The sequence below is a fragment of the Gimesia benthica genome, assembly GCF_009720525.1.
Lineage (GTDB): Bacteria > Planctomycetota > Planctomycetia > Planctomycetales > Planctomycetaceae > Gimesia > Gimesia benthica.
This window is the reverse complement of the sequence record NZ_CP043930.1, coordinates 5,044,807-5,068,550: the sequence shown is the minus strand read 5'-3', so window position 1 is coordinate 5,068,550 and position 23,744 is coordinate 5,044,807. Positions and strand designations below refer to the sequence as shown.

Here is a 23,744-nt window from a genome sequence, read left to right as displayed (position 1 = left end):
TGCAGTGTTTATACGTGTTTCAAGAAATAACTGCGTATGGTGTATTGCAAACGGTTTTTTTCAGATCGGTGTCCATGCAGGCTTTATGCCAAGCAGTTTCCGCTGCATCCATTAATGCTTCGAAGTCCGCGTAAACCCGATTCGACCAGAAGTCACTCTTCAGATAGTGCCAATGGTTTTCAATGGGATTCAATTCTGGGCTGTAGGGAGAAAAGACAAACCAATGTGATGTTTTCAGGAATCATCAACACCTTCGACCAATGAAAACCGGCACTATCCCAGATCACCACGGCATACTCATCAACGGGAATGGTCTTGGAAAACTGCTCAAGAAATATATGGATCATTTTCATATTCAAGCATGGACTGAGTAGCCCTTCCGCCTGACCGGTTTCAGGACAGACCACGCAAATCACCCACATATAGTCGTACTGAGTTTACCGCATCACCCGAGGCCGAGAACCTTTGGGAGCCCAGACACGAGTGAGGGTTCCTTGTTGTCCGAAATGCGCTTCGTCCTGGAAAAAGATTCTCAGCTTTTGATTCGGGTGTTGCACGGCTATGGCTTGGACTGTTTCGGGGAACTTTTTTTAAAAGCCTGCTGGCCGGATTCGTCGGCGTTTCTGTGCTGGGGGCGAGGATTCAATGATTCGTATCCCAGTTGATGCAACATGGACTTCCCCAGGAATAGTGGGCGCCTGCCTGAGAGTGTATACTCTCTGAGAGGAGTTCAGTATGTCCAGAAATGCTAAATCATCGTCGTCAAAACCTAAGGTATCACGACGCGTTTATTCCGAGGAATTCAAGCTGGATGCGGTGCGTCTGGTGACTCAAGAGGGCTATTCAATCGCTGCAGCTGCCCGGAGCCTGGGAGTCCACGCCAGCCAGATTCGTAAATGGAAAGAAAAATTCATGCCCCAGGACAAAGAATCGCCTTCGCTGACGGAAGATGAAAAAGCAGAACTGAAGCGGCTACGCGAAGAGAATCGTCGTCTTAAAATGGAACGGGACATTTTAAAAAAAGCCACCGTTTTTTTTGCGAAGGAAAATCAATGAGTTTTGCCTTTATCGAAGAAAACGAGCAGTCCTTTGAAGTCACTGCCATGTGCCAGACCTTTCAGGTTTCACGGAGCGGTTACTATACCTGGAAACGACGCGAACCGGGTGTCCGCCAACTTCGTCAGCAGAAGCTGATTGAGGAAATCCGTGCGATCCATCAGGAGAACCAGCAGGTTTACGGCTCACCACGGATTCATCAGGAACTCCAGGAGCGTGGCTGCAAATGTAGCGTGAATACCGTGGCAAAATACATGCGGGAAGCAGAAATTCATGCCAAAACGACGAAGAAATTCTGTGTCACAACGGACTCGAATCACCATCTGCGGGTGGCTGAGAATCTGTTGAATCAACAGTTTGACTCTCCCACACAGGCCAACCAGATCTGGGTGAGTGATATCACGTATTTATGGACTGATGAGGGCTGGTTGTATTTGGCTGCCGTTCTCGACTTATATACGCGAAAGGTTGTAGGCTGGTCGATGTCAAAGACCATGACAGCTGATCTGGTAAGCGATGCCTTGAAGATGGCCATCGGCCGGCAGCATCCCGGGGAAGGATTACTGATTCATTCTGATCGCGGGAGTCAATATGCCAGTGATGCGTATCAACGGTTGTTGAGAGAACACGGGATCAAATGCAGCATGAGCCGGAAGGGGAACTGCTGGGACAATGCCCCCATGGAATCCTTCTTCGCAACTCTGAAAAAGGAACTGGTCTATCAGGAGCGGTACACAACCCGTCAGAGAGCGCGTTTGAGCGTCTTTGTCTACATCGAAACGTTTTATAATCGCAAGCGAAAACATTCAGCCTTGGGCTATAAAAGCCCCGAACAGTTTGAACAGGCCACCTAACCTTAACACCGCGCCCACTATTCCTGGCGAAGTCCAACAAGTAGTAAACCGCAACCAGCAAGCAAGATTTTTCAAACTCATTTTTTAAGGTCTGTCGTAAATCCTCGCCTCAAAACGTGCAAACTTCGTTCACGTCTGTGGGACCCGTATCAAGTCGTTTTTTGAATGTTTTCTGTTCTACCAGAGTGAGCAATGCATTGCGGCCCCGTCCCGGAAGATCCTGTAAACCCATGAGTCTCCGTTGATTGAAGCGTTGCACCCATTTCTAGCAGGTTCTGCGCGACAGGCTCAACGACAGCGCTATTCCCGGAGCCGTTTAACTTTGTGTGGTCAGAATGATGATTTGAATTCGGCGAGTAATTCTGGAATTCTTTTCTGATCGAGCAGGCTTCTTGAGTTTCTCCAGAGAAACATGATCCTTCACATACATGGTCGTCTCCTGTAGTCGGGGAATGGAATGACCGGATTATAGATGGAAGAATAGGAAGACGCAGTAGAAAAAGTAGATGGCGCGCAGAAATTAATTGAGGTGCGCATTACTTCCTCTTTCTGGTTATGACCAGAGATGAGTTGATCATGAAAACCAACTCGCATCTTAAACTCCATATAAGCACAATACGCAACCGGAACAATGAACGTCGTGAAGGTTGATTAAGTAAACCGACTGATGCACGCCCAGGACCAGGACGGTTATTGATCTGGAGTCGTTCAACCCAGAAGTTCACTTGCTCCGGCAGATCGACCGCATTGTCGAACCAGCATTCATCCGCAAATTGACCACTTCTTGCTGTGTCGTCGTCCCTGAAAAAGTCACTGTGATCTCGACGGGTGAACTATCCCGACTCATGCCATTGAATTGGACTCAGACTGGTGCTGGAGCGAGTCGCTGATTGGAATGCATTTCCCCAAAACGAGCCTTGTCCCCGCTCCACAGCCACAAAATTAGCGCAGACGTGATCGCCCGCAGCAGTTTCTTTAAGTTCGACCCGGCTGCCGCCAACACCGCGTTGAATTCATCTCCCATCAGGCCTCTCAAAAAGCAGCGGCCCATTCGATTGTCGCTCTTGAGGTGTCCGATTTTCGGCTCGACCGCACTACATCGCTTGCGGCGTTTCATTTAAGTTCGCGTCAGTTTTCGTGTGCTGCTGCCCGCAGTGTGTACCTGTGCCAAGCCGACGCAGCCATGTCCACGATAGCCGTTATCAACGAAGCAGTCTGTCACGTCGACCTGAGTGATCTGTTCTGTCGTGGCGATCGCCTGTTTCAGTGTGTGCCCATCGTAAGGGTTCCCCTGGCAAAGAGTAATTCCCACAATCCAGTTGTGGCGATTTGTCGAGGTCACCCAAATCTTCTGGCCAAATTCGTAACTCTTGTGATTTTTCCCATTGCTGATGCACTTCATTTCCGGTTCGTGCAGGCTGTAATTTTTGTGCTGATCCTGTTGCTGCTGAGCATGCACACGCTCGCACAGGATCAACAATCCTTCCGAGCCGCATCCGACTGTGGCACTTTGCGTCGCATGTCCCGAATCACACGACCCAGCCAGGTCCTCAGTTTTCGCAATCGATTTCGCATCCGCTTAAACTGTCTGGCATGCGCGTAGCGACCGACCATCTGGGCTGCCTGCTTCGCGACGCGGCAGTAAGTTTGCCGCAATTTGACACCGTGCTGTTTCGCTACCGCAGACAGATTGTTGAGCGCCTTCAGGTACAGCTTTAAATCAGTTGGATGAGTGATGTTCTTTTCCTGAACCGTTGTGTCGACATTGACCTGAGCCAGTTCTTTTTTAGTGATCTGTTTATCTTTGACAGCAATCGTAACTGTTTCGGTTAGCAGGGCCAGAAGCTTTTCTCCTCCCACCCGTTGCCGCCATTTCACCAGGCACGTCAAGTGTAATGGCCCGTCATGCTGCATCGTCGTGAAGCCACAATAGTATTGTAAGTATGGATTCTCCACCCAGCGGTCCAACAGCGATTCGTCTGATTCGTTAAACATGTGCTTCAGATAATGCAGTCCGACGAGCAGCCGAATGTCTTTGCCAGGCGCTCCCATTTCCGAACTGTAGCAATGAGCAAAGGCGACATCGAACCGCTGCCAGTCAATTTTTCGAGCCAGAATACAGAGCCGATGATCGAGATTGAGCAGCTGATCGAAATGCGCTTGAAAAAGATCGAGCTGACTGGATTGGGCACGCGGTTTAGGCTTCATGGCAGACTCAAATTGCAAGGTTTTGGAGCTGAAAAACAGAATCCCTTGCAATCTCTATGTTAGGCTGTTTGACATTTCCAGTCTAAGAATAAAGATTCAAAACTGTATTTCAGGGACGACTAAACAGCATTTTCTATGCCAACTCTAAATAAAGAGACGCAACTAACTGACACACAGTGTTTTATATTGAACTCTCGCAAACAGTTTGTTGTTGTCGTGGCGACGGCGCGTTGAGTCAAAACGATCACGCTGCCTCACCGAACCACCGTGCGTTCACTATATTCGGAAACTGACATTGCTCAAATTCGCTGTTAATGACGATAATCCCGCTCTCAAACGTTCTTGGTGGCTCTGGTCAGACTTCCGTTGCCTTATCCCCGTCGATCAAATCCGGAATAATCGTTGAAGTCCGGCTAGTTAAAATACCGATATTTACTGTAGTCCTGTTAAATTGTCAGTGAAATCGGAGCCGGTGATGTTCGTCAAACGAGTGCAACAGTATGCTGCCAAAGCCATCATCTGGTTGACGGTTGCGATGTTTGCACTCCCCGCGGCCCCCGTTTCAGCTTGCCATTGTGCCATAGGCACGGCGGCATCGAACTGCAATTGTTGTGGCCAGTTAGACCTTAACCAATCCAAATCGCTGTCAGGCCATTTCTCCAGAAAGAGGCAGAACGCTTGCTGTTCTGAATTCGGTAACACACCAAGCAGTTGCTGCAAAAAAGGATTATCGACAGCATCTTCCGAGGGTTGTTCGTGCGAGAACTCATGCTCCTGCAAGTCGGAGAAACATCCCTCACGACCTACGAATCCTCTTCAGCCGGAAGAAGATTCGCCCTGCAAAGTCAGCGGCGACGAGTTCGACGCTAATATGCTGACGCCAATTGCGCTCCCTGCCGTGCACTGCAATCAAGAACGCAGTACTTATCACGGTTCGCTTGATCGCTGCATTGCTCTCTCTCGCTTCATAGTGTAAGGCTTTTCGAATGGGGATGGTCTCGCGCCGATCAGTTGTGGTCGTGCCGTCGATAATCTCCGTCCAAGGCATGAATTCCCGTTTTGGCAATAGCTGCGGAAGTTGATAAGACTTCAGATTGCGCTCCCCAAACGCTGACGAACTCGGCTTCGTTGGGATTTCCGCGGCGGTCGTTTGGAATTACTGAACTTCTTTAAACCCTCCATTATACCATAAGCAGAAAGGTTCTGTAATGTTTAAAACTATGACCGAATTGCGATTCTGTAAAGCAGATTTCCGCAGTTCAATCGATGCCTCATTGTGCCGCATAAGTGATTCAATCGCGACCGCGACCGGATACTCACCGATTCGACCGCGCGTGCTTGTTGTCGAATTTCGAGACGAAGTTTACGCTGGATTGAAAGTCGTCCTTGAAGAACACGATTGCCGCGTCATACGGGCGGAAGTCGGTGCGGCCGTGGCTGGCTCAATCGCCCAATTTTCGCCCGATCTTGTGCTGGTCAATGAGTCCATGCCCGATGAGAGCGGCTGGTTGGTTGCGTGCAAGCTTCAGGTTACGTGTCTTCGATTACCCGTCTGGCTATATGCGGTCCAGTGCCCACAACCGACCACTGCTTGGAAAGAGTTCTCCAGCGTCGACCGAGTGATCGAATACGGCGGCGTCTTGCTTCGGCTTGTCCAACACGTTCGACAAGATCTCGTTAAATGGCTGGCCACGGTACGTATACTGCGTGCCGACCAGTAGTGACTCCGAATTGAGCGAATTCCGCCGACTATAATGGTTCCCATATAGCAGTCCTCTCTCGTTTCTTATAATTCCGTTTTTCTTCTACTCAAACAACAAGGAGGTTATTATGTCAAGAATCCTGTACGTGGTTGTCTTGTTAGCAGCCGCAATACTCATCGCTGGTGCCAACGGCTGCCGATCAACCGGAGGAGGAAATAGTGGTTCGGACGGCCATGCTGGCCACAACCATTGAATCCTATTTGAGGAAACCATTCCTTTAGAAGCGCGTCCGGTTGTCTCCAGGCAGCCGGATGTGTTCATCCTATGATTTGACATAACATCGGCCAATCGCCAATTATCAACTAATATTACAGTAACGCATTTATCTTAATTGAGTAGTCGCGGTATTTGTAGTGTGAGAGTCGGGTGGCGGCTAGTTGTCTACGTCGTCAGTTGGGATTCATAGCATTGTTTGGTATCGCCTTTGATAATGGCGTTCTAATGACGACTTACATTCAACAAACACTAATGTTTCGTAAGATTTATGATGTCGAAGATTTATGCAACGCGATCTATGAAGCGGCAGGAAGGTCATTTCATAATATTCGTCAAAATAATATGAAACTAAGGAGAATTCCGATCTTTGCTGACAAGTCAGGTCTATTGATCTGACAGAAATTCAATTCGTAAATCATCTAGAAAAAGAATTTCAATTTTCATGAAGAAACTGTAGTGATTGTGCATCTAACCGAGGTGCTGCAAAGTCGTTTTGTGGACATGGTTGTTTTTGTTTCTAAGATATACGAGGATTTTGATGAAATACATGGTTCCTTTTAGTCTCTTGTCAGTCATATTTATTTCAATTTTCCTATTCGGTTGTGGTTCTGATCGTACTCAACCCACTGACTCAAGCTCTCCTTCTACCAGTGATGGCCACGGTAACCACAGCCACCAGGGTATGAACGGACAAAGCGACATGGAAAAAATGAACGTCGCACTATCGAAACTGTCTACTGAAGATGCAGCTTCAGCAGAGAAACAGCATGTTTGTCCTGTCTCAGGTAAGATGCTCGGTGTGATGGGACCACCTCAAAAAGTCGACGCTAACGATCAGCCTGTATGGATTTGCTGCGATGGCTGCAAAGATAAGCTACTCAGCGATCCCGATGTATATCTCGCTAAGTTGAAAAAAGAGTAGCCGAAACATAAGTAGTATTTTTGATTGAGTGTCGGTTTTGAAGAGAGCTCTTTCATCGGGCAATCGGTGATTTTTGTTCTAATGAGACATTAATAACTGGTAAAAAATGCAGCCTTGCGTGAGCGATTAAGTACTAATTTAATCACCGCTGTAGTTGGCTGCGCTTGTAAGATTCAGCAAGAATGACCAACGGGGGTGATGAAACGTGAAATATTTCGTCCACATGCTGATAGGCTGTGTGCTGCCGTTCTTGCTGATTTTAATTCTAACTTTGTTCGGCGTCGGCGAAGGTGTGACGATGTTTGTCTTTGTTGTTCTTATGTTCTCGTGCCATTTATTCATGATGCGCGGACACCGGCACGGTGAAGATGGACACCTCAAGCAGCAAGACTGAGCGGGAGAAAATCATGCGTTGGGAAATGATAGTGGGTGCGCTGGAAATCTTTATTCTGGGCTGGTTGTTCGGGGCCACCACCGTGTTCTACAACGTTAGTGTGAGCGAAGCCCGCTATCAAACTGCTACCCATCTTGCATTGACTATGGAAGGAGCAGGCAATGGTGGAGAAATTGCAATCGACAGGGAGGGCGAACCTTTAATTCAAAGGGAGCTTGGCTGCGTTTATGTATTCCGCACACTAAATCAAATCAGGGTGACCTCATGAGAAGCCATTCTTCACTGGAGCGAACAATTGTTACGGTACTCGGTACCGACACGCAGTGCGAACACACCGACAGCCTGCAGGCCATGCTGGACGGTCATGTGGCCGGATTTGGGGCTCTGCCGGATTCCCAAAGTGCCACGAAGAACCGGAGAAATTGGAGATCGAAATTTTCTCGACTGAGAGATCAGCTATGGGGAACCAGTGACCCTGGATATCTGAACTCCGTACTGTCCACGCTTGACGAAACTCAATCAAAAATTGTCATCGGCTACTGGGGAACACTGCCACTGCCTGATTTGCTGGCGATAAAAAAGGCCCGTCCAGATGTCAAAGTGGTATTACTGCTGCTGTGTTACCCTCTGGCCTTGTCACATGGTGGAATTCTCCGGCAGGACTTTTATCTGCGAAGGGCCGCCCGATTTCTGGATGGAATCGTGTTTCCGTCGGACCTGACCGAGGGGTATGTGCGTGGCCGAGTCTTTCGCACCGGCTTTCCACCATCGGTCGTCATCCCTCCCTGCTGGCCTCGAAGCTTTCAGGCGACTTGCGAACTGCGTCGCACGGCGGCGAGTCCGAGTTTGATTTTCGTCGGGCGAACAGACATGAGCAGTCCCACAGCCACTACGGCCGACGACGTGCGTCCGTTAATGAACAGCATCCTCGGTACGGGCATTGATTTACACCATGCCCGGTCGCCCGAGACGGATGATGGTCACCCGCATCGCCGCCATTTCTCACCACTTCCGATGCGAGAATTGATCGACAAAATTGGTGAATTTGATGCGAGTCTGATCGCGTATAACACTCAGGGATGTGCACGCGACGACCGTTTCTACCTGACAATTCCCGACCGATTAATCACCAGCGTGGCTGCGGGGGTTCCCGTGGCAATTCCGAGGCAGGGTTATGGTGCCATCAAGAGCTACCTGAGGGATTACCCCCTGTTAGAGTTCGACACGGCAGACGAACTCGCACAGACGCTTGCTGACCGTTCGCTGGTTGCGAAATTGCGCGAAGCGGCGTGGAATTCGCGATCAAATTACGATGCGGCACGCTGCGGTCCCGTGCTCGCTCAGTTCCTGAATCGACTACTTTAATAGCAACGATCACTTATCAGATGTCCGATCGAATTAGGACGCGAGCAGAAGGGCTCTGGAGTAGCGGGATTTGTGTCTGTTCGCGTTCCAGTTTCGCTGGTTTCCGGTCACCACATGTACGACGATTGGATGTGGCAGAATCGTCATCCCCTGCAGCCAAGCCAGCTTTAGTTCTCTCTTGTATAAGTCGCCGTTCGAATTGGGCGAGAGTAGAGAAGACGTGAAAGACCAGTTCTCATGAAGGTGTTGTTGTATCGATGATACCGACACTAATCGAACGAAATCCGATTTCTCGTTCCTTCAGCTCTTCGATCATAGTTACGAGATGGCTCATTGATCGTCCCAGACGGTCGAGCTTCCAAACAAGGAGAGTATCTCCAAGTCGCAAACTTTCTTGGTAAAGCAAAAACCCCGTTCGATCAGTTTTAGCGCCCGAGAGTTTGTCACAGAAGATATGCTCTCGTTCGCCCCCTATGTTGTAGGAGAATCAACTTGAAGTGAGAGTTCTTGATCATCTGTGTTCACTCGGGCATAGCCAATCAAACGATGTTGCTGAAATTCATGAAGTACAATTTTGAATGTCCTTCATTTGGCTGACAATGTTTCTCCACCATTAGAGAAACGTGGCAACATGAATTTGTTCATTAGGAGTTGTTACAAAGATTCTGGATTTGAAAATAATATCTAAATATATCAAGTATTCAGGCTATGCTGTCGACCGGCAGGCCCTACGTTTTCTGACCGGTGTTTACATCTAAGTGCGAAAAAGTTGATATTTAAGAAAACATTAGCTGTGGCACTTTCAAGTGTTGAAGAATGATTGGCATGTTCCAGGTAATCTCTACCGTCTTAATTTGAAAGCCAGCTTCAAAGAAAGAAATAGTATGCAAACGAGACAAGAAATCATGTTGATCAGAACTAATTTGACTTTATGTCCCCGAGACCTAGACTTCAGCAGCGTCTATCTAAGGCATAATTGCACTTTTTATTTTCAGAAGCGGGCTGAAATAACATGGGCTACTCTATCACCCAGGCCAAACCGAGTGACGATCAGGAAGAACTGACTTCCCTGATTAATCGGAATTTTCAGAAAAACGACCCGCAGTGGTTTAACTGGTCTCAACGGCAGAATCCATTTGGTGAAAACCTCTGCTGGCTGGCCCGGGAAGAATCAGCCGGTAAACTTATTGGTTCTACCGGCCTGTTGCGAAGGCGAGTGAACTATGACGGCCAGTCCTTCGCAGTCGGTCAGGCTGAAGCAATCAACATCGATGAAGCACACAGATCGGCTCAGGCAGCGCTCAAACTGCAACGCGCCTTAATCTCTCACCTGCCCGAAACGGACTTTCACTTTGTGTATGGCATGACGGAAACTGCGGCGGCGGTCTTTAAACGATGTCGCTACAAACAAATCGGCACCTTCCAGCATTGGGTCAAACCGCTGCGCAGTGAATACAAGCTTAAGAATAAAATCTCGAACAGATTTGTCAGAAAAGGAGCGACAGTACTCATTGATCTGGCACTTAATCTCTACTCTCTCGAATCCAGAACATTCAAGTCGCATCGTCTTAAAGTAAATAATGACGCACCGATTGATGAACGGTTTCATCGACTTTTTGAAAAGCATGCTCACAATCTTATCATGGTCGAGCGCACGCGCGAATTTCTGGAATGGCGTTTTTGTCATGAGCCGTCGACTCGCTTCCAGATCATGACTTTGGAGAACCGTGAGCAGGAGCTACTGGGCTATCTGGTTTATGTGATTGGGGAAACCGGCCGAAATGGTGACCATGCAGCGGGAATTCAGGACTTTTTCTATCGCGACCAGAAATCATTCCAACAGTTACTGGTGGCTTTCATCCAGCACTGCCGTCAGATCAGAATGGAAACGATCGTCATGAATTATTTTGGTCGAAAAGAAATCGCAAACATGCTTTCGCGATTCGGGTTCTTTCAACGTAAGTCGTCGACCCAGGTCTTTGTGCATGACAATCCCCAGTTTAAAGACTTTCAAATGGAAGTCCTGCACGACTCCAATTGCTGGCACCTGACAAACGCCGAACTGCTGTAACTGTTTCAGAAAATAAACGGTCTATCAACGGGTAACCGAGACCATGCCACTGATACCACATCAGTTTTATCGGTAACTCGAGGTGTGGCTATCCAGAGCAGCCAGCACGATCGTTACATCATCGTGCTGCACCGCTTCCTGTTGAAATGCAGCCAAGTCATGTTTAATCCTATCAATGACCTCGTTGAGTGACAACTCTGAAGAACTTTCCAGCAACTCTACCAAACGGTCGCGGCCGAATAATGTGCCGTTGGGACCATGAGTTTCCGTAACTCCATCGGTCACGAGCATTAACCGTTCGCCTTGTACGAGGTCGTACTCTTGCGATTCCCATGTCGCATTCGCATCAATTCCAAGAATTAAGCCGGTAGACTCCAGGGCACGTCGCTCGCCGTCCGGAGACAGAAGTAGTGCGGTTTCATGGCCTGCGCTGGCGTATTCCAGTCGTTGAGATTGCACATCGATTTGAACCAGGATTACTGTGGCAAAATCTCCCGGTAACGTGGCTTCTTCGAAACGCCGGTTAACAAAGTCCAAGATCTCTCTTGGACAGCAAAGGGACTCAGCCGCCGTGTGTAATAACGACCGCAATAATACGGTCGCCATGGCGGCCGATACACCATGGCCGGTGACATCCGCCACACACAGTAATACAGTTCCGTCCGATAGTGAGATGACATCATAGTAGTCCCCGCCGACTTCATCAGCTGGCAGGAACAGGCTTGCCATCGTTAAACCGGGTATGGATTGTGTATCCGGGAGCACATGTTGTTGGATTTCGCGAGCCTTAGCCATTTGGAGGCCGCGATACCGGTCAGCCGCAGTAAGTGCTTCACTCATCTGATTGATCTCGTTGGCCAGGAACCGGAGTTCGGCCGACGAAAACGCCACAGCTCGACTGCCGAGCTTTCCCGCTGCAATGTCGCGGACGGTATTGACGAGCCGCCTGAGCGGAGCCGTTACGAAACGGAGCAACACAACGTTGACCACAATTGCGGCGACGCAAGCCAGAATCAGGAAAACTACTATTTGCCGGCCTAGATCGTTCCAAACTGATCTACGGAGACGCTCCATTGTCTCTGAAACGAAAATGGTTGTTCCATCCTGTCCGTAATTGCCCACGATGATTTCTTGCTCTCCCACATAAGCCCGCCGAGTGGAAGATTGAGCGGCCTGTTGTAACGTCTGAATCATTTCAGGAGATGCACGATGATGTATTTCCGCCTGCAACATTGCCTCTGGGAAGACAACGGCAATGTGGTGACCCGGTGAGTCACTGTCCTGCATGCGAGCACAGACAGTATTTATGTAACTCTGTACAGAATCTTTGCCGTGATGTCGCATCTGCAACACCGCCGGCAGCATGGTCTTGGCTTCTTCGTCGAGAGCGATCCTCTTTTCAACCACTCGATCTGATATTTCTCGACGAAAATCATAAACAAGGAACAGCGTTGCCAACACCGCGAGTGGCAGATTGACCGCTAATAGTAGTTGGAAACGAATTGATCGAGTGTGAAGCGGCAAATTCAAGTTCATAGATTTTTCCTGGAAAAGTTTTCTTGCCAGATAAGTTCTCGCGACACACTTGTTGTAGTTTCTTTCAAGTAACGTGACATCAAGGCATGACATATTATCGATGCTCGTCACCAACCAGTTGAACTCTCGTTTAGAATTCGGAAGGCTCACAATCGTGACTTTCGCCGCGCGATATGATCAATCGCCTCCTTGGTATCAAGTTCGCGGGTTGAGTTGCCCGTACGCACGAAGTACCACGCCCTCCCTTCATGCTGGACATACACAGGGCGTTCTGATGGCTCGATCAACACACGGCATACGTCACCGCCATCGATCTCCTGGAAGACCGCGTGCAGCAACGTGCACACGTCACCGCCGAGTGCGTTTTTGACCAACTGCATTAGCAGCAATTCAAAGCCATCACGGTCCTTTTTTCGCAAGGTAGCGTAGTCATCTTCCAAGCCGACAATTGATCCATCATCGGCCACACCGACCAGTAGGTCACCACCATCATGGTTCAAGAATCCAGCAATCGTTTTGACAATCACTATCTCGAGAGCCTTATTGCACTTCTTCTGACGGTGGTCCCACCGCAGCGAGGATTTGAACTCGACGACGTCACTTTCACCCGTAGCGATGAGTAAGTGGATCGTCATCCCCAATTTCCGGTCCAGTTGAGAAACGAGGAGTAGTTTCCACGTGATGGCACGCGCATAGAGCCCCGACCCCATTCCCAACAATCCCCCGATCAGTGCAAATGCTCCGGTCATCGGCCACATTTGAGGCATGAAAGCGCTCCCCATCCGCGATGCAACCAAGTGAAGAACGCCGGATTGCGTAAGTTCGGGATGAAATTCGAAACAATAGATGACCATTGTCACGGGATGCAAAATCAAAATTCCCAGAATAACACCGCTCAGTGTATGAACCGGCACGAGCCACTTCAGCCGATCATGACGCCGTTCCGTTCGTCTTCCTTGGTTGTTAAGTTGCTCATTATGCGATAGCGCTGCTTCTCTTCTAACGGTTACATCGGTAGCCATCTCGGTTGATGGATCTCGGTCGAATGTGTGATTCATTTGATTTTGTCTTCCTTGCCGATAAATCTTTAGGTGAGTGGCGTGACCATGAACGCAAGCCCGAGCACAGCAAGGAACGGCACACCGGTCCACGGGACTACCTTAAAGTTCAGAATTAAGTCTTTGCTCATGCTGTCTCCAGTCACTCTCACATCAGCTTTCATAGAGTCGATTAACTTACGCTGGTCTCGTTCTCATCTTTAATTTGAGTCGATGCCGTTCGAGAAATATTGGCGGGTGCCTTGTGACTCAATCGCTTCGCTGATTCGGTTCAATCCTTGGGCATAGGCGGCCGTTCGCATATTGATTGCATGATTTGTCATCAGTTCGTATATCGCGTTGAACTCCCGAGCGATAATGCGCTGCAAGCGATCTTGTACTTCATCTTGCGTCCAATAATATCCCGCACGGTTCTGAGCCCACTCAAAGTAGCTTACTGTAACGCCCCCCGCATTAGCCAGAATATCCGGAACCACGAACGTGTTTCGTTTGTCCAAAATTTCTTCAGCAGCGCTTGTTGTGGGGCCATTGGCGACCTCGACAATCATTGGCGCCTTGATTCGGCTGGCGTTGTCAGCGGTTAATTGATTCTCCAGCGCGGCGGGAATCAGAATATCCACGCCCAATTCCAGCAGATCGGCATTGCTGATTGATTCACCCGTAGCTGGGTCATTTGTGGTACATTTGCACTTTGACTCAGCGTCTCCACAAACGGGACAATCACATACTGATCTTTCACTATAGACGCCACCAATCATCTGGCCTTCTTGTTTCAACTTGATGGCCCTTGGAATATCAAGTCCTTCGGCTCGATAGATACCACCTCGCGAATCACTGATGGCGACGATACGGTAGCCGTCAGCATGTAGCAGTCGTGAGACATGTTGTCCCGCATTTCCGAATCCCTGAACGGCAACACGAATGTCGGTTGGTTGCCAATCCTTCAGCTTCTCCAATTCCTTAATACAATAGTATGCTCCACGGCCCGTCGCGTCGTCACGCCCTAGACTACCGCCCAAAGGAATTGGTTTGCCGGTGATCACAGCCGGTATACGTTGGCGATGAATTTTTGAATATTCATCCATCATCCAACCCATAATCATGGCGTTTGTATACACGTCCGGGGCCGGAATGTCAGTTTCTGGCCCAACGAAGTCTGCGACTTGTCCGATAAATCCGCGGCTCAGCCGTTCCAACTCCATCCGTGAAAGTTGTTTTGGGTCAACAATCACGCCGCCCTTTCCGCCTCCAAATGGGATGCCCACCACGGCACACTTGCAGGTCATCCAGAAGGCCAGCGCCTTTACTTCATCCAGAGACACGCCTGGGTGAAAGCGGATGCCACCTTTTGTCGGTCCACGTGTGTCGTCGTGTCGGACACGAAATCCTTGAAAAATCCGTAGCGAGCCATCATCCATGCGAACCGGTATTGAGACCTGCAGCACAGCCTTGGGGTGCCGCAGTCGCTCGATTGCCTCTTTATCAATTTTTGTGAATTCAGCTGCCTGATCAAGTCGACCAATGGCGTCCTCAAAAATTCCGTTAACTTCCTGTTTGGCCATCGTTACTACCTCTTGAAATCATGTCTGCTATAGCCTGTTCAAGGCTGAATGCTGACTCGGTTTAGAGAGCACCAGTCTCCTATAGTTCCTTAGATGCTGCTTAGGACGGCATTCTTCAGAATGTAGTAGATTTTTTTCTTCTTTTACGGCCTTGGCAACACAAGCCCTCCACGGCCAGCAATATTGGAACCACTATCCTGTCCCAATTGATCCCCGTTGATGCACGGCGCATCATATATATGACAAACGCAAAAACGTTCTCCACTTCCGGAACTTCGTCAACACGCCATGAGTTCGCGTCCGTGGAAATTACCTCAGTATCGGTGAAACGGCATTTCGTTGATTGATTCGTGCTCAGCGGCTGCACCCAATTTCTTCGTGGCCGTTGTGCGACGAGCATACCATTTCGCTGCAGGATAGGCAGTTAATCCGTGACTGAACACACTTAAAGCCACCGTCGCCATGGCTACTGCGAAGACCTCCTGCCGAGCAGGGATAGCAATTTCTTCCATCAGCACCAAAGCAAATACAATCGATGCAACTCCGCGTGGTCCGAACCAGCCGACAAACAAACGTGTATCCCGTCGCAGCCGTGTTCCCACAAGGCTCACTGCCACAGGCAGCATCCTTAGCACAGTCAATCCCATAATACTGTAGAAAAACCCAAGGAATGTGATGTTGGCAAAGGCCTGCGGCAGCAGGACGGCACCAAAAACTAGAAATACCAGCAACGTCAGTAACTGCCCTTCGGTCTCTGCGAATTCGCGAACTGCGCCGCAGAGTGCTCGCGAGACGTTTCCGATGGTCAGTCCTGCACAGAAGGCCGCAATGAAACCGTTGCCGCCGACTAACTCGGCTGCACCAAAAGAGAGCAGTGCTAGGGCGAGTGTCGTGAGTTCGAGAAACGAATGACTGATCCACTCGCGTCGTGACGCATGCTCAATCAGTTTACCCCCGACGTAGCCAACTCCGATGCCGACCAGTGGACCAAGGCCGACTTGCATCGCGGTAAAACGAACCCAATACGTGGTCGACTCTGGATGCTCAGCCACACGTGCGCCGCACAAAAAGATCAGAAACAGTGGTAGACATAGCCCATCATTCAAACCACTTTCGACGCTGATGCTTTGGCGAATTCGAATCGGTACTAATTTATTCGTAACTACAACATGGGCCAAAGCGGCATCAGTTGGCGTCACAATCGTCGCCAATACAGCGGCCTGCCAAAAACCCAGTTCTTGTAATAACAACCAAGCGATAAGGGTACCGAAAGCAATACTAAGCGGCAGTCCAATCGTCAGTAACCGGACCGGCAGATTATGTTCCCTGTACAGCAGTTTCAGGTCGATCCGCGATGCGTCTGTGAACAGGACTATGACCAAAGTCAGTTCAGCAAGAAAATATATTGCGTTGTTTGCCAGTTGGAATTCGAGTAGGCGAAAGCCCGCATCTCCAATCAACAGACCGAATAAGACGAAGACCATTGGTGCAGTGACGACACTCTGCCGCAAACGCGCCGAAACAAGACCGAAGAAAATGGTTCCCAGGGCGACAATCGTGACAGATATTATATCCATGAGCGATTATCCGATGCCTCGCATCTGCAATGAACGGTTGGGAAGTATCAGTAACAGGTTGTTGTGCGGAACGGGTTCTCAGTCTGGCTCGTCGTTGAGTGGCTCAGACGCAATGATTATCGACGATGCTCGGTTAGATGGGCGCGTTGTTAAGACATTCAGAGTGATCTCGGCCTCCATGTAAAGGACGAATCGGCACATAGCGAATTTGACTCCCCACAGGGACTTATACAACCGTAGGGCAGGTTGGGATTCTGCCCTACGGTGACAGCTTGGTGTAGTCCTGACCCTCACGGTCAGATTAAGTCTTAACTATTTCAGGTTTCTTTTTGCCTGGTTAGTGATGGTGTTTAGCACCGCTGCCAGGCTTGGTCGCACAGACAAACATCGCGTCATCACCACACTTCGAGCAAACATGGTTCACTTCTTCGTTCTTTCCTTTGCCTTTACCGGTACCAACAACAGCGACACTACCGCCACAAGCGGCACATTTGTGCTTTTGGCCAATAGTCAGCATTTTGACATGCGATTTGTCCTTAGTCACATGCTGGACCATCACATGCTTGCACATGCTACACGCCATGGCAATCGAGTCTCCCGGCTTCAGAGCTTCCGCCTCTGCTTGGGTCTTGATGTGGTTCATATGGACCGCATCATGCCCATGATGAGCATCATGTTTTTTGTCATCTGCTTGGGCTGCAACGGACCACCACACCATCATCGAAATAGCGAGTGTAAGTCCAGTAGTGATGCTAAGCTTGCTGATGAGGTTAGTTTTCTTTGTCATGAGCGTGGCTCCTTTAACTAGTTAGTTGAGGACAAACATGGTTTTTCTGACCGTATATTGTGAACGTGCTGTTTTTCGTCTCTCCTTTCATTGCCCGTAATGTACGGGGAAAATCATACGACATCGACGAACCGGTTCAGCGTGCCGAAGTCATTCGGAACACATTTGGGGCATTCGTCCGAAGTCTGGCAGTTTGGCTCACAGCACCACTGGCCGTCCACGACGAACTTATATTCACTCCTCCCGGGTGGTAATTTCAATTCGGTAGTCCAGTTACCTTTGCCGTCCGTTGTCATCGGTGTTGCATCCATTTGCCAGTCATTGAATGTACCGGCCAAAAACACAACTTCAGCGTCTGGTGCGTGGCAGTTAAACTTCGTCGATTTTGTTTTTCGTTTTGACATAAAACTGTTCCTTGTTACATTACAAGAGGGTTTTTCGTCGAGAGTCTTAATGATTTCAGAATCTACTTGGGTGGACTTTGTCTTTGCCACAGAGGTGATGATTTGCTTCCCACCCCCAATTGACTGCCAGAATCAGACCTGGCAGCATTCAAAGCTTTGGCAGCATTTTGAATCGCTATAGTTGGATGCCGTGACAAACAAATCATTTGCTAAACGTGATCTCGTGCTTCTAGTTCACAAAATTCTGCTCATGGCAAATTATACGTTGCCGTAGCGGTGGTTATTGTTCGTATTCTTACTTATTCTTCATCTTGCTCTATAAAAAATTTAGTAACTATTCTCAGACCTTTTCCCGCGTGAGTGATGACTTAGTTCTATTCGCGCGCCCCCGTCGTCTGGTGATCCGGAGACAAGTTTCCGACGAGAGTTTGACGTTGTTCGTCAGTGAGAACCCTGGCTGCTTCCCCGACTGCTCGGATGTAGGCGATCCGCTTGTCGCTACGGAGTTTTTCGATTTCACGAATCTTGGTCTCAATCTTGGCCGCGGCGGGCGTATCGGAACTGGTTAACACCCAAAGTTCCTGCTCTGCCTCCGAAATCCAACGGTCAAATGTGGCCTGACCCAACAACACCTTTTCCTTGATTTGATTCAGCTTTACTTGTTGTTCTTGAGTCAACGTGATGTGCTGTGAATGGTCGAGAAAAAAACTGGTGGCGCCAATATGATAGATGTGCGATGCGCCGGCAAACCCAGGCAATGCCGACGGCATCTGCATCTGCCCCATGCCTTTCATCTGTCCCATCATTGCCATTCCCGACATTCCTTTTCCATTCATCATTCCCATTTCAGACATTCGCTGCCCAGACATTGTTGCCATGCCCATGCCAACTTTTTTTCCCATACCTTTCCCCATCATGTCCTTCATCGGATTGCTTTTCATCCCGGAGCCCATTTTGCCATCGTGCTTTTGCTGTAACGTCATTTCGAGTTTCGCCACTTTGGTTTGTAAGTCTTGAATTTGAGCGGCTAACGATTGGTCACCGGTGGTTGACTTGCCTGAAGTGTGATTCGTGTGAGGACTACCTTTCGCTGTAGAACTTTGTGCGCGGACTGTCCTCAAACTGACTAAACTCAATAAGAAAAGGACTGCGACCAAAGTCAAAACAATTTGAAAATTCTTGGTCCTTGTGGCGTAGTTCATTATAACGCTCCTCATTCAACTGATTTTTAACTGAGAATCTAGACGGAAACCTCTTTTATTTCTGATTTTCGAGCTTCGCCTTCGTGTTATCATGGTGTCTTTGGCAGCATCATGTTTGTATTCCGCATCAATCTATTTTAAGGCCAGAGAGAACTTGCTGTCGTGAGCATTGAGGATGGTCGCTTTCTAAGCCATTTCCTCTTCGGCCTTTAGCAGCAATCGCTGGAACGAAGTGCGAGCGGCCTTGCCTCGACTCTGACAAACAAAATCAATGAAATCTTGAATTTCTCATCCGTCTAGATCCGAAGGCACCAAGGAAGAACAGCAACTTCCTTGGTGAATCCCCTCTCGTTTGCAGGTATTCAATTTGTCAAAATATGAAATAATGCTCTCCTTCATTGTCTGTAAGGATCGCCAGTATTGTTGGAGAGATCACAAACACTTACTTTTTTGGTGTGGTTTCCTTCTTACTATTGGCTAGTTCCTTAATTTCGAGTTTACGCATCAGCGCTGCATGCTCAGCCATCGCTTTTTCCAACTCTTTGGTGATGTCACTGCAGCATTTCATCCCAGCAGTTCGATCGAACGTGTCCATCTGGCATTCAGCGTGTAGTTTCTTGTGTTGTGCTGTTGCATTCGTTAGATGGTCTTCAATTACCTTTAAGCTCGCCAGGACTTCTTTATCTCCGGCGTACTCTTTGCGGATCGTGGCGAGTTCCTTTTTCGTAGCGTCGATATTCCGCGCGAGTTCTGTGGACTCTGACCTTGCCAGTTCTGGGTCGATGGTTTGAGCATCACGAGTATAGTAATAGAGGTCACGAGAATAATCTCTCGCGTGATTCATGTTGCGCGATGAACGGAAAGTGCTCGACCCATAGTGAGGCTTTCCCATATATGGGCGCGATCCCGGCGGGGCAAACGCCGACAGATCTTTTGACAATATCGCAGGCGCGACGATAGCAAAACAGATTCCTGCTAATAAGAGACGTGAGTGTTTCATGATCTTCTCCCAAAAATATTTGAAATGTTAAATTGAACGCTATCGCTGGTATTGGATGCGTGATGATACCGGTTTCTTCACGACTTACTTTGAATTTGTAAATATCAGCTTTTTTTAGCTCACTTTGAAGAAATAGTGACCTGGCAACATTGAAATATAACTGCGGGAGAATTGGTCCATTTGGGTTGGCATAATCGACAGAACGAACTTAAAGGGGCCATTCTATTTATGTAATGAATCGCCTCCCCTGATGATGGAAGTGATTGAAATGTAATGAGTTCAGATTCAGATTGGAGATTTTCATCTCACCAGTTTCTGCATCGATTACATGATAGAGATGCAAGCGTAACCTCTATTGACTCTATGTCTGATTATGAAGATACTCCCGCAGTCTACCCAAATCTTTAGCATCTACATTTTTGCGACACATCCTGAAAAGATTGACGATTTCCAGATAGTTCGCCTGTAGTTCATTTCTGTATGGACCGATTTAAATGGATAGAAACTTCCTCGCTGACACAGGGCAGCAGAGAATAAAGGGTTTTTCTTTCATGTGGATGACTAATACAATCACGACTCGCATTTTGATCTGTCTAGCTATGCTGACAGTTCCATTGCAAGATCTACCTGCTGCTTCCTGTAACTGTAGCCTTGGTTGTTCTCTATCGTTCACGAACTGCTGTTGTTGTACGGGTGCACCAATCTGCCATTGTGGAGAGGGTACAGAAATCACGACAGACTCTGCCTCTGGTTGTGAGTCACAGTCAGAAAAAGACGCCTGTTGTATCGAAACTCAGGCTGCAGAACCTGGTTCATGCTCTTGCGGGACAAACTGTCATTGTGGTAAGCAAAGCCAGCCCGTTAGTCCCCTTGTACCGTCATCAGACGCGAAAAATCCTTCCGAAAAATTGGTGAGCCTGTCACAGTTGACGGTGGTGACGACTCTTGTCGATCAGCCACCAAAATTGGGAAAACCTCGCTGTATTTCAGCATCTCTGGTGTCCCTTGATCGCTGCGTATCTCTTTGCCGCTTCACGCTATAGGTTAGTTTTAGCAATATCTTTACGCGCTGCTCACACGTCTGTTTTTTTTCCCTGCGCTATCGTTTCGCAATCAGTAACAAATTTCTGATCGCATTAAACGATGCAAAGTCTTTAAAAATCCAGTATTAGGGTAGACCATGAGAATTGCTCAGCTTAGCGTGAACAGAATTCAGACTTGACTGTCGTAAGTCTGGGCCTTAAAACAAATGAGACTTTCCTTTTGACTGGTGTAGCGATGTTTCCGTTTTCTATTCACTCATTGACTTCCTGTGTGCTGGTGGCAGCAACTCTCTTCGGGGGAATTGTTCCGTTAGCGCAGGCTGGTAGTCATTGTGGTACTGAAGCGTGCTGCTGCTTACCCTTGATTGAAGCGGAATACAGTTGCTGCTCTCAATCATCTCATCAGCTGCAATGCCGATGTTCAGTCGAGAAGGAACTTCCTGCCGCTCCGGATGAAAATCGTAGTTCACATGAACGTGAATCATCCCGGCGCGCAGCCGCACTGGTCGTCACGTTTGCTGTCTGCATGAAACAATCGCAAGCAGACGCTACGTTTGACACCCTGCCATTCTCATTTCGGCCCATTCCTCGCCAGCAAGAGATTCTTTGCCGCTGGCTGATCTGATCTCACGCCTTTGCTGTCTTTGTGCGCGCAGTTTGCCCCTGTTTTACAGTTGTATTAACACGCTCCAGAGTTGATGCGTTTTCGATTCATCAATCCCTGGCCAAAGTAAAACGGACAGACCCCATTTTCCTAAGAGATTACAGTTGGCTGAAACAATTCTGTTGAGGTTGGTATGAATAATTCTAATAAAAGTGAGATCTGCGCTGTAGATAATGCAGCCTCTCAGCGCAAACAGGAGACACGCCATTGGTGGATTCGACTACTGGTACAACCAGCACTGTTTCTGCTGTGTGGGGCACTGTTGATCGCCGGACTGGGAGTCGCCCAGCAGATGGGATTTATTACTGCAGGCGGAGGAGGCCATAGTCACGGTTCTGCTCTCAGCAAAGCCATCAAATATATTTGTCCGATGATGTGCACCCCGCCTCAATCAGAACCCGGCCGGTGTCCGGTGTGTGCAATGGAGCTTGTGCCCGCGACTTCCGATGGCTCGAACTCAGATCCCCGCGCAGTCCACATTGATCCCGCTGCCAGACGGATTGCCAATATTCAAACCGCAACGGTCCAATCACTCCCTCTGACTCATACAATCCATTCCGTGGGTGAATTGGGCTATGACGAAGGCAACCTTAAAACACTGTCTGCCTATGTGGACGGTCGTATTGAACGACTCTATGCCGACTTCACCGGTGTCGAAGTCAAACAGGGAGATCATCTGGCATATATTTACTCGCCCCTGCTTTATTCGAGTCAGGTCGAGCTGCTTCTGGCAAAAAAAGCGTTAAAGCACAGTCGCTCTGCCACACTTCAGCGGGTGATCCAGACTAACGAAAATCTCTATCAGAGTTCGAAACAGAGGTTAGTCGAACTTGGCATGACAATGTCACAGATCGACGAAATCGAAAAAACGGGCACTGCTAATAGCCGAATGCATTTATGTGCCCCCATCAGTGGAACGGTGATCAAAAAACAGGCCATCGAAGGCCAGTATGTCAAAGAAGGTCAGGTCATCTATCAGTTGGCCGATCTTTCGCAGTTGTGGCTGATGCTCGAGCTGTTTCCTGAAGATGCTGCAGCGATCCGTTACGGACAGAAAGTCGAGGCGATTATCCAGTCTCAGCCCGATGAGACCATTTCCGGCCGTGTGGCGTTTATCGATCCTCAGGTCGATCCCCAGACTCGTACGGTGGGTGTGCGGATTGTGATACCGAATCTACAAGGACAGTTACGCGTCGGAGATTATGCACGCGCGACGATCTCCCTTCCTGCGGGAAGCAAAGCAAAGTCAAGCGGCATCTATGATTCCGAGTTAGCGGATTGTTGGATTTGTCCGCGACATCCTCATATTATCGCCAAAGCCTCCGGTAAGTGCCCTCTGTCAGGCCAAGATCTGGTTCCCACGTCGCAGTATGGTTATGTGTCGCAGTCATTTGCTGAGAGTGAAGCGCTCACAGTGCCCCGCGATGCGGTTCTGATGGCGGGCGAACACAGTGTGCTCTATGTCGAAACCAAGCCAGGTCGCTTTGAGATACGCAACGTCGTACTCGGTCCGATCTGTGGTGAGCAGATCGTGATCCTGAAAGGGGTGACACAAGGGGAACAGGTGGCGACCAGGGGGAACTTCCTGATCGATTCGCAGATGCAGTTGGCGGGTAATCCTTCTCTGATTGATCCGACTCGGGCCGAACCGCTGCCGGATGAAGGCCTGTCGGAAACGATGTTGGCCACGCTTTCGAAACTCCCTAAAACAGACCAAAAACTGGTCGAAAATCAACGGATTTGTCCGGTAACCATGATGTATCTAGGTTCGATGGGCGCACCTCCCAAAGTAGACGTGAATGGAGAAACTGTTTTCATCTGTTGTGAAGGCTGCCGCGAAAGTCTTTTGGAACATCCTCAGAAATATCTGGAAATAATCAAAACTGCAGATGCATCGAAGAATCAGTTCGACTCAGGGAATGATATGGAACTCCCCCCCTGGATATGCCTGAAATCATGGAATTTGACGACAGCCTGCCCCCAATTGATATGCCTATGGACATGGAAATAGAACACGAATCTTTGAAACTGAAACCACCACGGCCCGTCACACCACAAACAG

At 48.8% G+C, this 23,744-nt stretch carries 20 protein-coding genes and 2 pseudogenes; 8 read left to right on the top strand and 14 right to left on the bottom strand.

Going from position 1 to position 23,744, the window contains the following annotated elements; translation table 11 throughout:
* Positions 1-19 precede the first annotated feature (19 nt).
* Positions 20-238: a transposase gene (locus F1728_RS32630; protein ID WP_155367436.1), complete on the bottom strand. Its 219-nt coding sequence runs from the start codon at positions 236-238 to the stop codon at positions 20-22.
* Positions 239-735: 497 nt separating this feature from the next.
* Between F1728_RS32630 and F1728_RS19730 the strand changes: the two are divergent.
* A pseudogene (locus F1728_RS19730) lies at positions 736-1,910 on the top strand (IS3 family transposase).
* Positions 1,911-2,772: 862 nt separating this feature from the next.
* On the opposite strand, the gene F1728_RS19725 reads toward F1728_RS19730, so the two are convergent.
* From F1728_RS19725 to F1728_RS19710, 4 genes are all read right to left on the bottom strand, one after another.
* Positions 2,773-3,027: a transposase gene (locus F1728_RS19725; RefSeq protein WP_155365504.1), complete on the bottom strand. Its 255-nt coding sequence runs from the start codon at positions 3,025-3,027 to the stop codon at positions 2,773-2,775.
* On the bottom strand, positions 3,028-3,387 hold the full coding sequence (locus tag F1728_RS19720) for a hypothetical protein (protein ID WP_155365503.1): 360 nt from the start codon (positions 3,385-3,387) through the stop codon (positions 3,028-3,030).
* Positions 3,384-4,118: an IS5 family transposase gene (locus tag F1728_RS19715; protein WP_155365502.1), complete on the bottom strand. Its 735-nt coding sequence runs from the start codon at positions 4,116-4,118 to the stop codon at positions 3,384-3,386. The genes F1728_RS19720 and F1728_RS19715 overlap by 4 nt, the downstream gene beginning before the upstream one ends.
* A gap of 432 nt (positions 4,119-4,550) precedes the next feature.
* On the bottom strand, positions 4,551-4,898 hold the full coding sequence (locus tag F1728_RS19710; protein ID WP_155365501.1) for a hypothetical protein: 348 nt from the start codon (positions 4,896-4,898) through the stop codon (positions 4,551-4,553).
* Between the two features lie 428 nt (positions 4,899-5,326).
* Between F1728_RS19710 and F1728_RS19705 the strand changes: the two genes are divergently transcribed.
* The 5 genes from F1728_RS19705 to F1728_RS19685 all read left to right on the top strand — a co-directional run bounded on the left by F1728_RS19705 (position 5,327) and on the right by F1728_RS19685 (position 8,778).
* Positions 5,327-5,839, top strand: a complete 513-nt coding sequence (locus tag F1728_RS19705; protein WP_155365500.1) for a response regulator — start codon at positions 5,327-5,329, stop codon at positions 5,837-5,839.
* 796 nt (positions 5,840-6,635) lie between these two features.
* Positions 6,636-7,019 carry a hypothetical protein gene (locus F1728_RS19700; RefSeq protein WP_194242449.1) on the top strand — a complete coding sequence of 128 codons (384 nt, stop codon included), beginning with the start codon at positions 6,636-6,638 and terminating at the stop codon, positions 7,017-7,019.
* Positions 7,020-7,224: 205 nt separating this feature from the next.
* A complete protein-coding gene (locus F1728_RS19695; RefSeq protein WP_155365499.1) occupies positions 7,225-7,413 on the top strand; it encodes a hypothetical protein in 189 nt (62 codons plus the stop codon).
* A gap of 13 nt (positions 7,414-7,426) precedes the next feature.
* On the top strand, positions 7,427-7,681 hold the full coding sequence (locus F1728_RS19690; protein ID WP_155365498.1) for a hypothetical protein: 255 nt from the start codon (positions 7,427-7,429) through the stop codon (positions 7,679-7,681).
* Positions 7,678-8,778, top strand: coding sequence for a hypothetical protein (locus F1728_RS19685; RefSeq protein ID WP_155365497.1), 1,101 nt, complete (start codon positions 7,678-7,680; stop codon positions 8,776-8,778). The genes F1728_RS19690 and F1728_RS19685 overlap by 4 nt, the downstream gene beginning before the upstream one ends.
* 16 nt (positions 8,779-8,794) lie before the next feature.
* On the opposite strand, the pseudogene F1728_RS32625 reads toward F1728_RS19685, so the two are convergent.
* Positions 8,795-9,184 (bottom strand): annotated as a pseudogene (locus F1728_RS32625) (recombinase family protein).
* Positions 9,185-9,790: 606 nt separating this feature from the next.
* Here F1728_RS32625 and F1728_RS19675 point away from each other — a divergent pair.
* Positions 9,791-10,849, top strand: a complete 1,059-nt coding sequence (locus F1728_RS19675; protein ID WP_155365496.1) for a GNAT family N-acetyltransferase — start codon at positions 9,791-9,793, stop codon at positions 10,847-10,849.
* A gap of 66 nt (positions 10,850-10,915) precedes the next feature.
* Here the strand turns inward: F1728_RS19675 and F1728_RS19670 are convergent, their stop codons facing one another.
* From F1728_RS19670 to F1728_RS19635, 8 genes are all read right to left on the bottom strand, one after another.
* Entirely contained in the window at positions 10,916-12,496 is a 1,581-nt protein-coding gene (locus tag F1728_RS19670) for a PP2C family protein-serine/threonine phosphatase (protein ID WP_155365495.1), read from the bottom strand.
* Between the two features lie 35 nt (positions 12,497-12,531).
* Complete coding sequence (locus F1728_RS19665) at positions 12,532-13,443, bottom strand: AlbA family DNA-binding domain-containing protein (protein WP_155365494.1); 912 nt, start codon at positions 13,441-13,443, stop codon at positions 12,532-12,534.
* Between the two features lie 200 nt (positions 13,444-13,643).
* Positions 13,644-15,005, bottom strand: a complete 1,362-nt coding sequence (locus F1728_RS19660; protein ID WP_155365493.1) for a Glu/Leu/Phe/Val family dehydrogenase — start codon at positions 15,003-15,005, stop codon at positions 13,644-13,646.
* Between the two features lie 314 nt (positions 15,006-15,319).
* On the bottom strand, positions 15,320-16,582 hold the full coding sequence (locus F1728_RS19655) for a cation:proton antiporter (protein WP_155365492.1): 1,263 nt from the start codon (positions 16,580-16,582) through the stop codon (positions 15,320-15,322).
* Positions 16,583-16,919: 337 nt separating this feature from the next.
* Positions 16,920-17,369: a hypothetical protein gene (locus F1728_RS19650; protein WP_145187179.1), complete on the bottom strand. Its 450-nt coding sequence runs from the start codon at positions 17,367-17,369 to the stop codon at positions 16,920-16,922.
* Positions 17,370-17,482: 113 nt separating this feature from the next.
* The gene (locus F1728_RS19645) at positions 17,483-17,773 is read right to left on the bottom strand and encodes a glycogen-binding domain-containing protein (protein ID WP_145187182.1); all 291 of its coding nucleotides are present in this window, start codon (positions 17,771-17,773) and stop codon (positions 17,483-17,485) included.
* A gap of 374 nt (positions 17,774-18,147) precedes the next feature.
* Positions 18,148-18,975 carry a hypothetical protein gene (locus tag F1728_RS19640; protein WP_145187185.1) on the bottom strand — a complete coding sequence of 276 codons (828 nt, stop codon included), beginning with the start codon at positions 18,973-18,975 and terminating at the stop codon, positions 18,148-18,150.
* A gap of 442 nt (positions 18,976-19,417) precedes the next feature.
* On the bottom strand, positions 19,418-19,975 hold the full coding sequence (locus F1728_RS19635; RefSeq protein WP_145187188.1) for a hypothetical protein: 558 nt from the start codon (positions 19,973-19,975) through the stop codon (positions 19,418-19,420).
* A gap of 1,840 nt (positions 19,976-21,815) precedes the next feature.
* On the opposite strand from F1728_RS19635, the gene F1728_RS19630 reads away from it, so the two are divergent.
* Positions 21,816-23,693, top strand: a complete 1,878-nt coding sequence (locus F1728_RS19630) for an efflux RND transporter periplasmic adaptor subunit (RefSeq protein WP_155365491.1) — start codon at positions 21,816-21,818, stop codon at positions 23,691-23,693.
* The last annotated feature ends 51 nt before the right edge of the window (positions 23,694-23,744 follow it).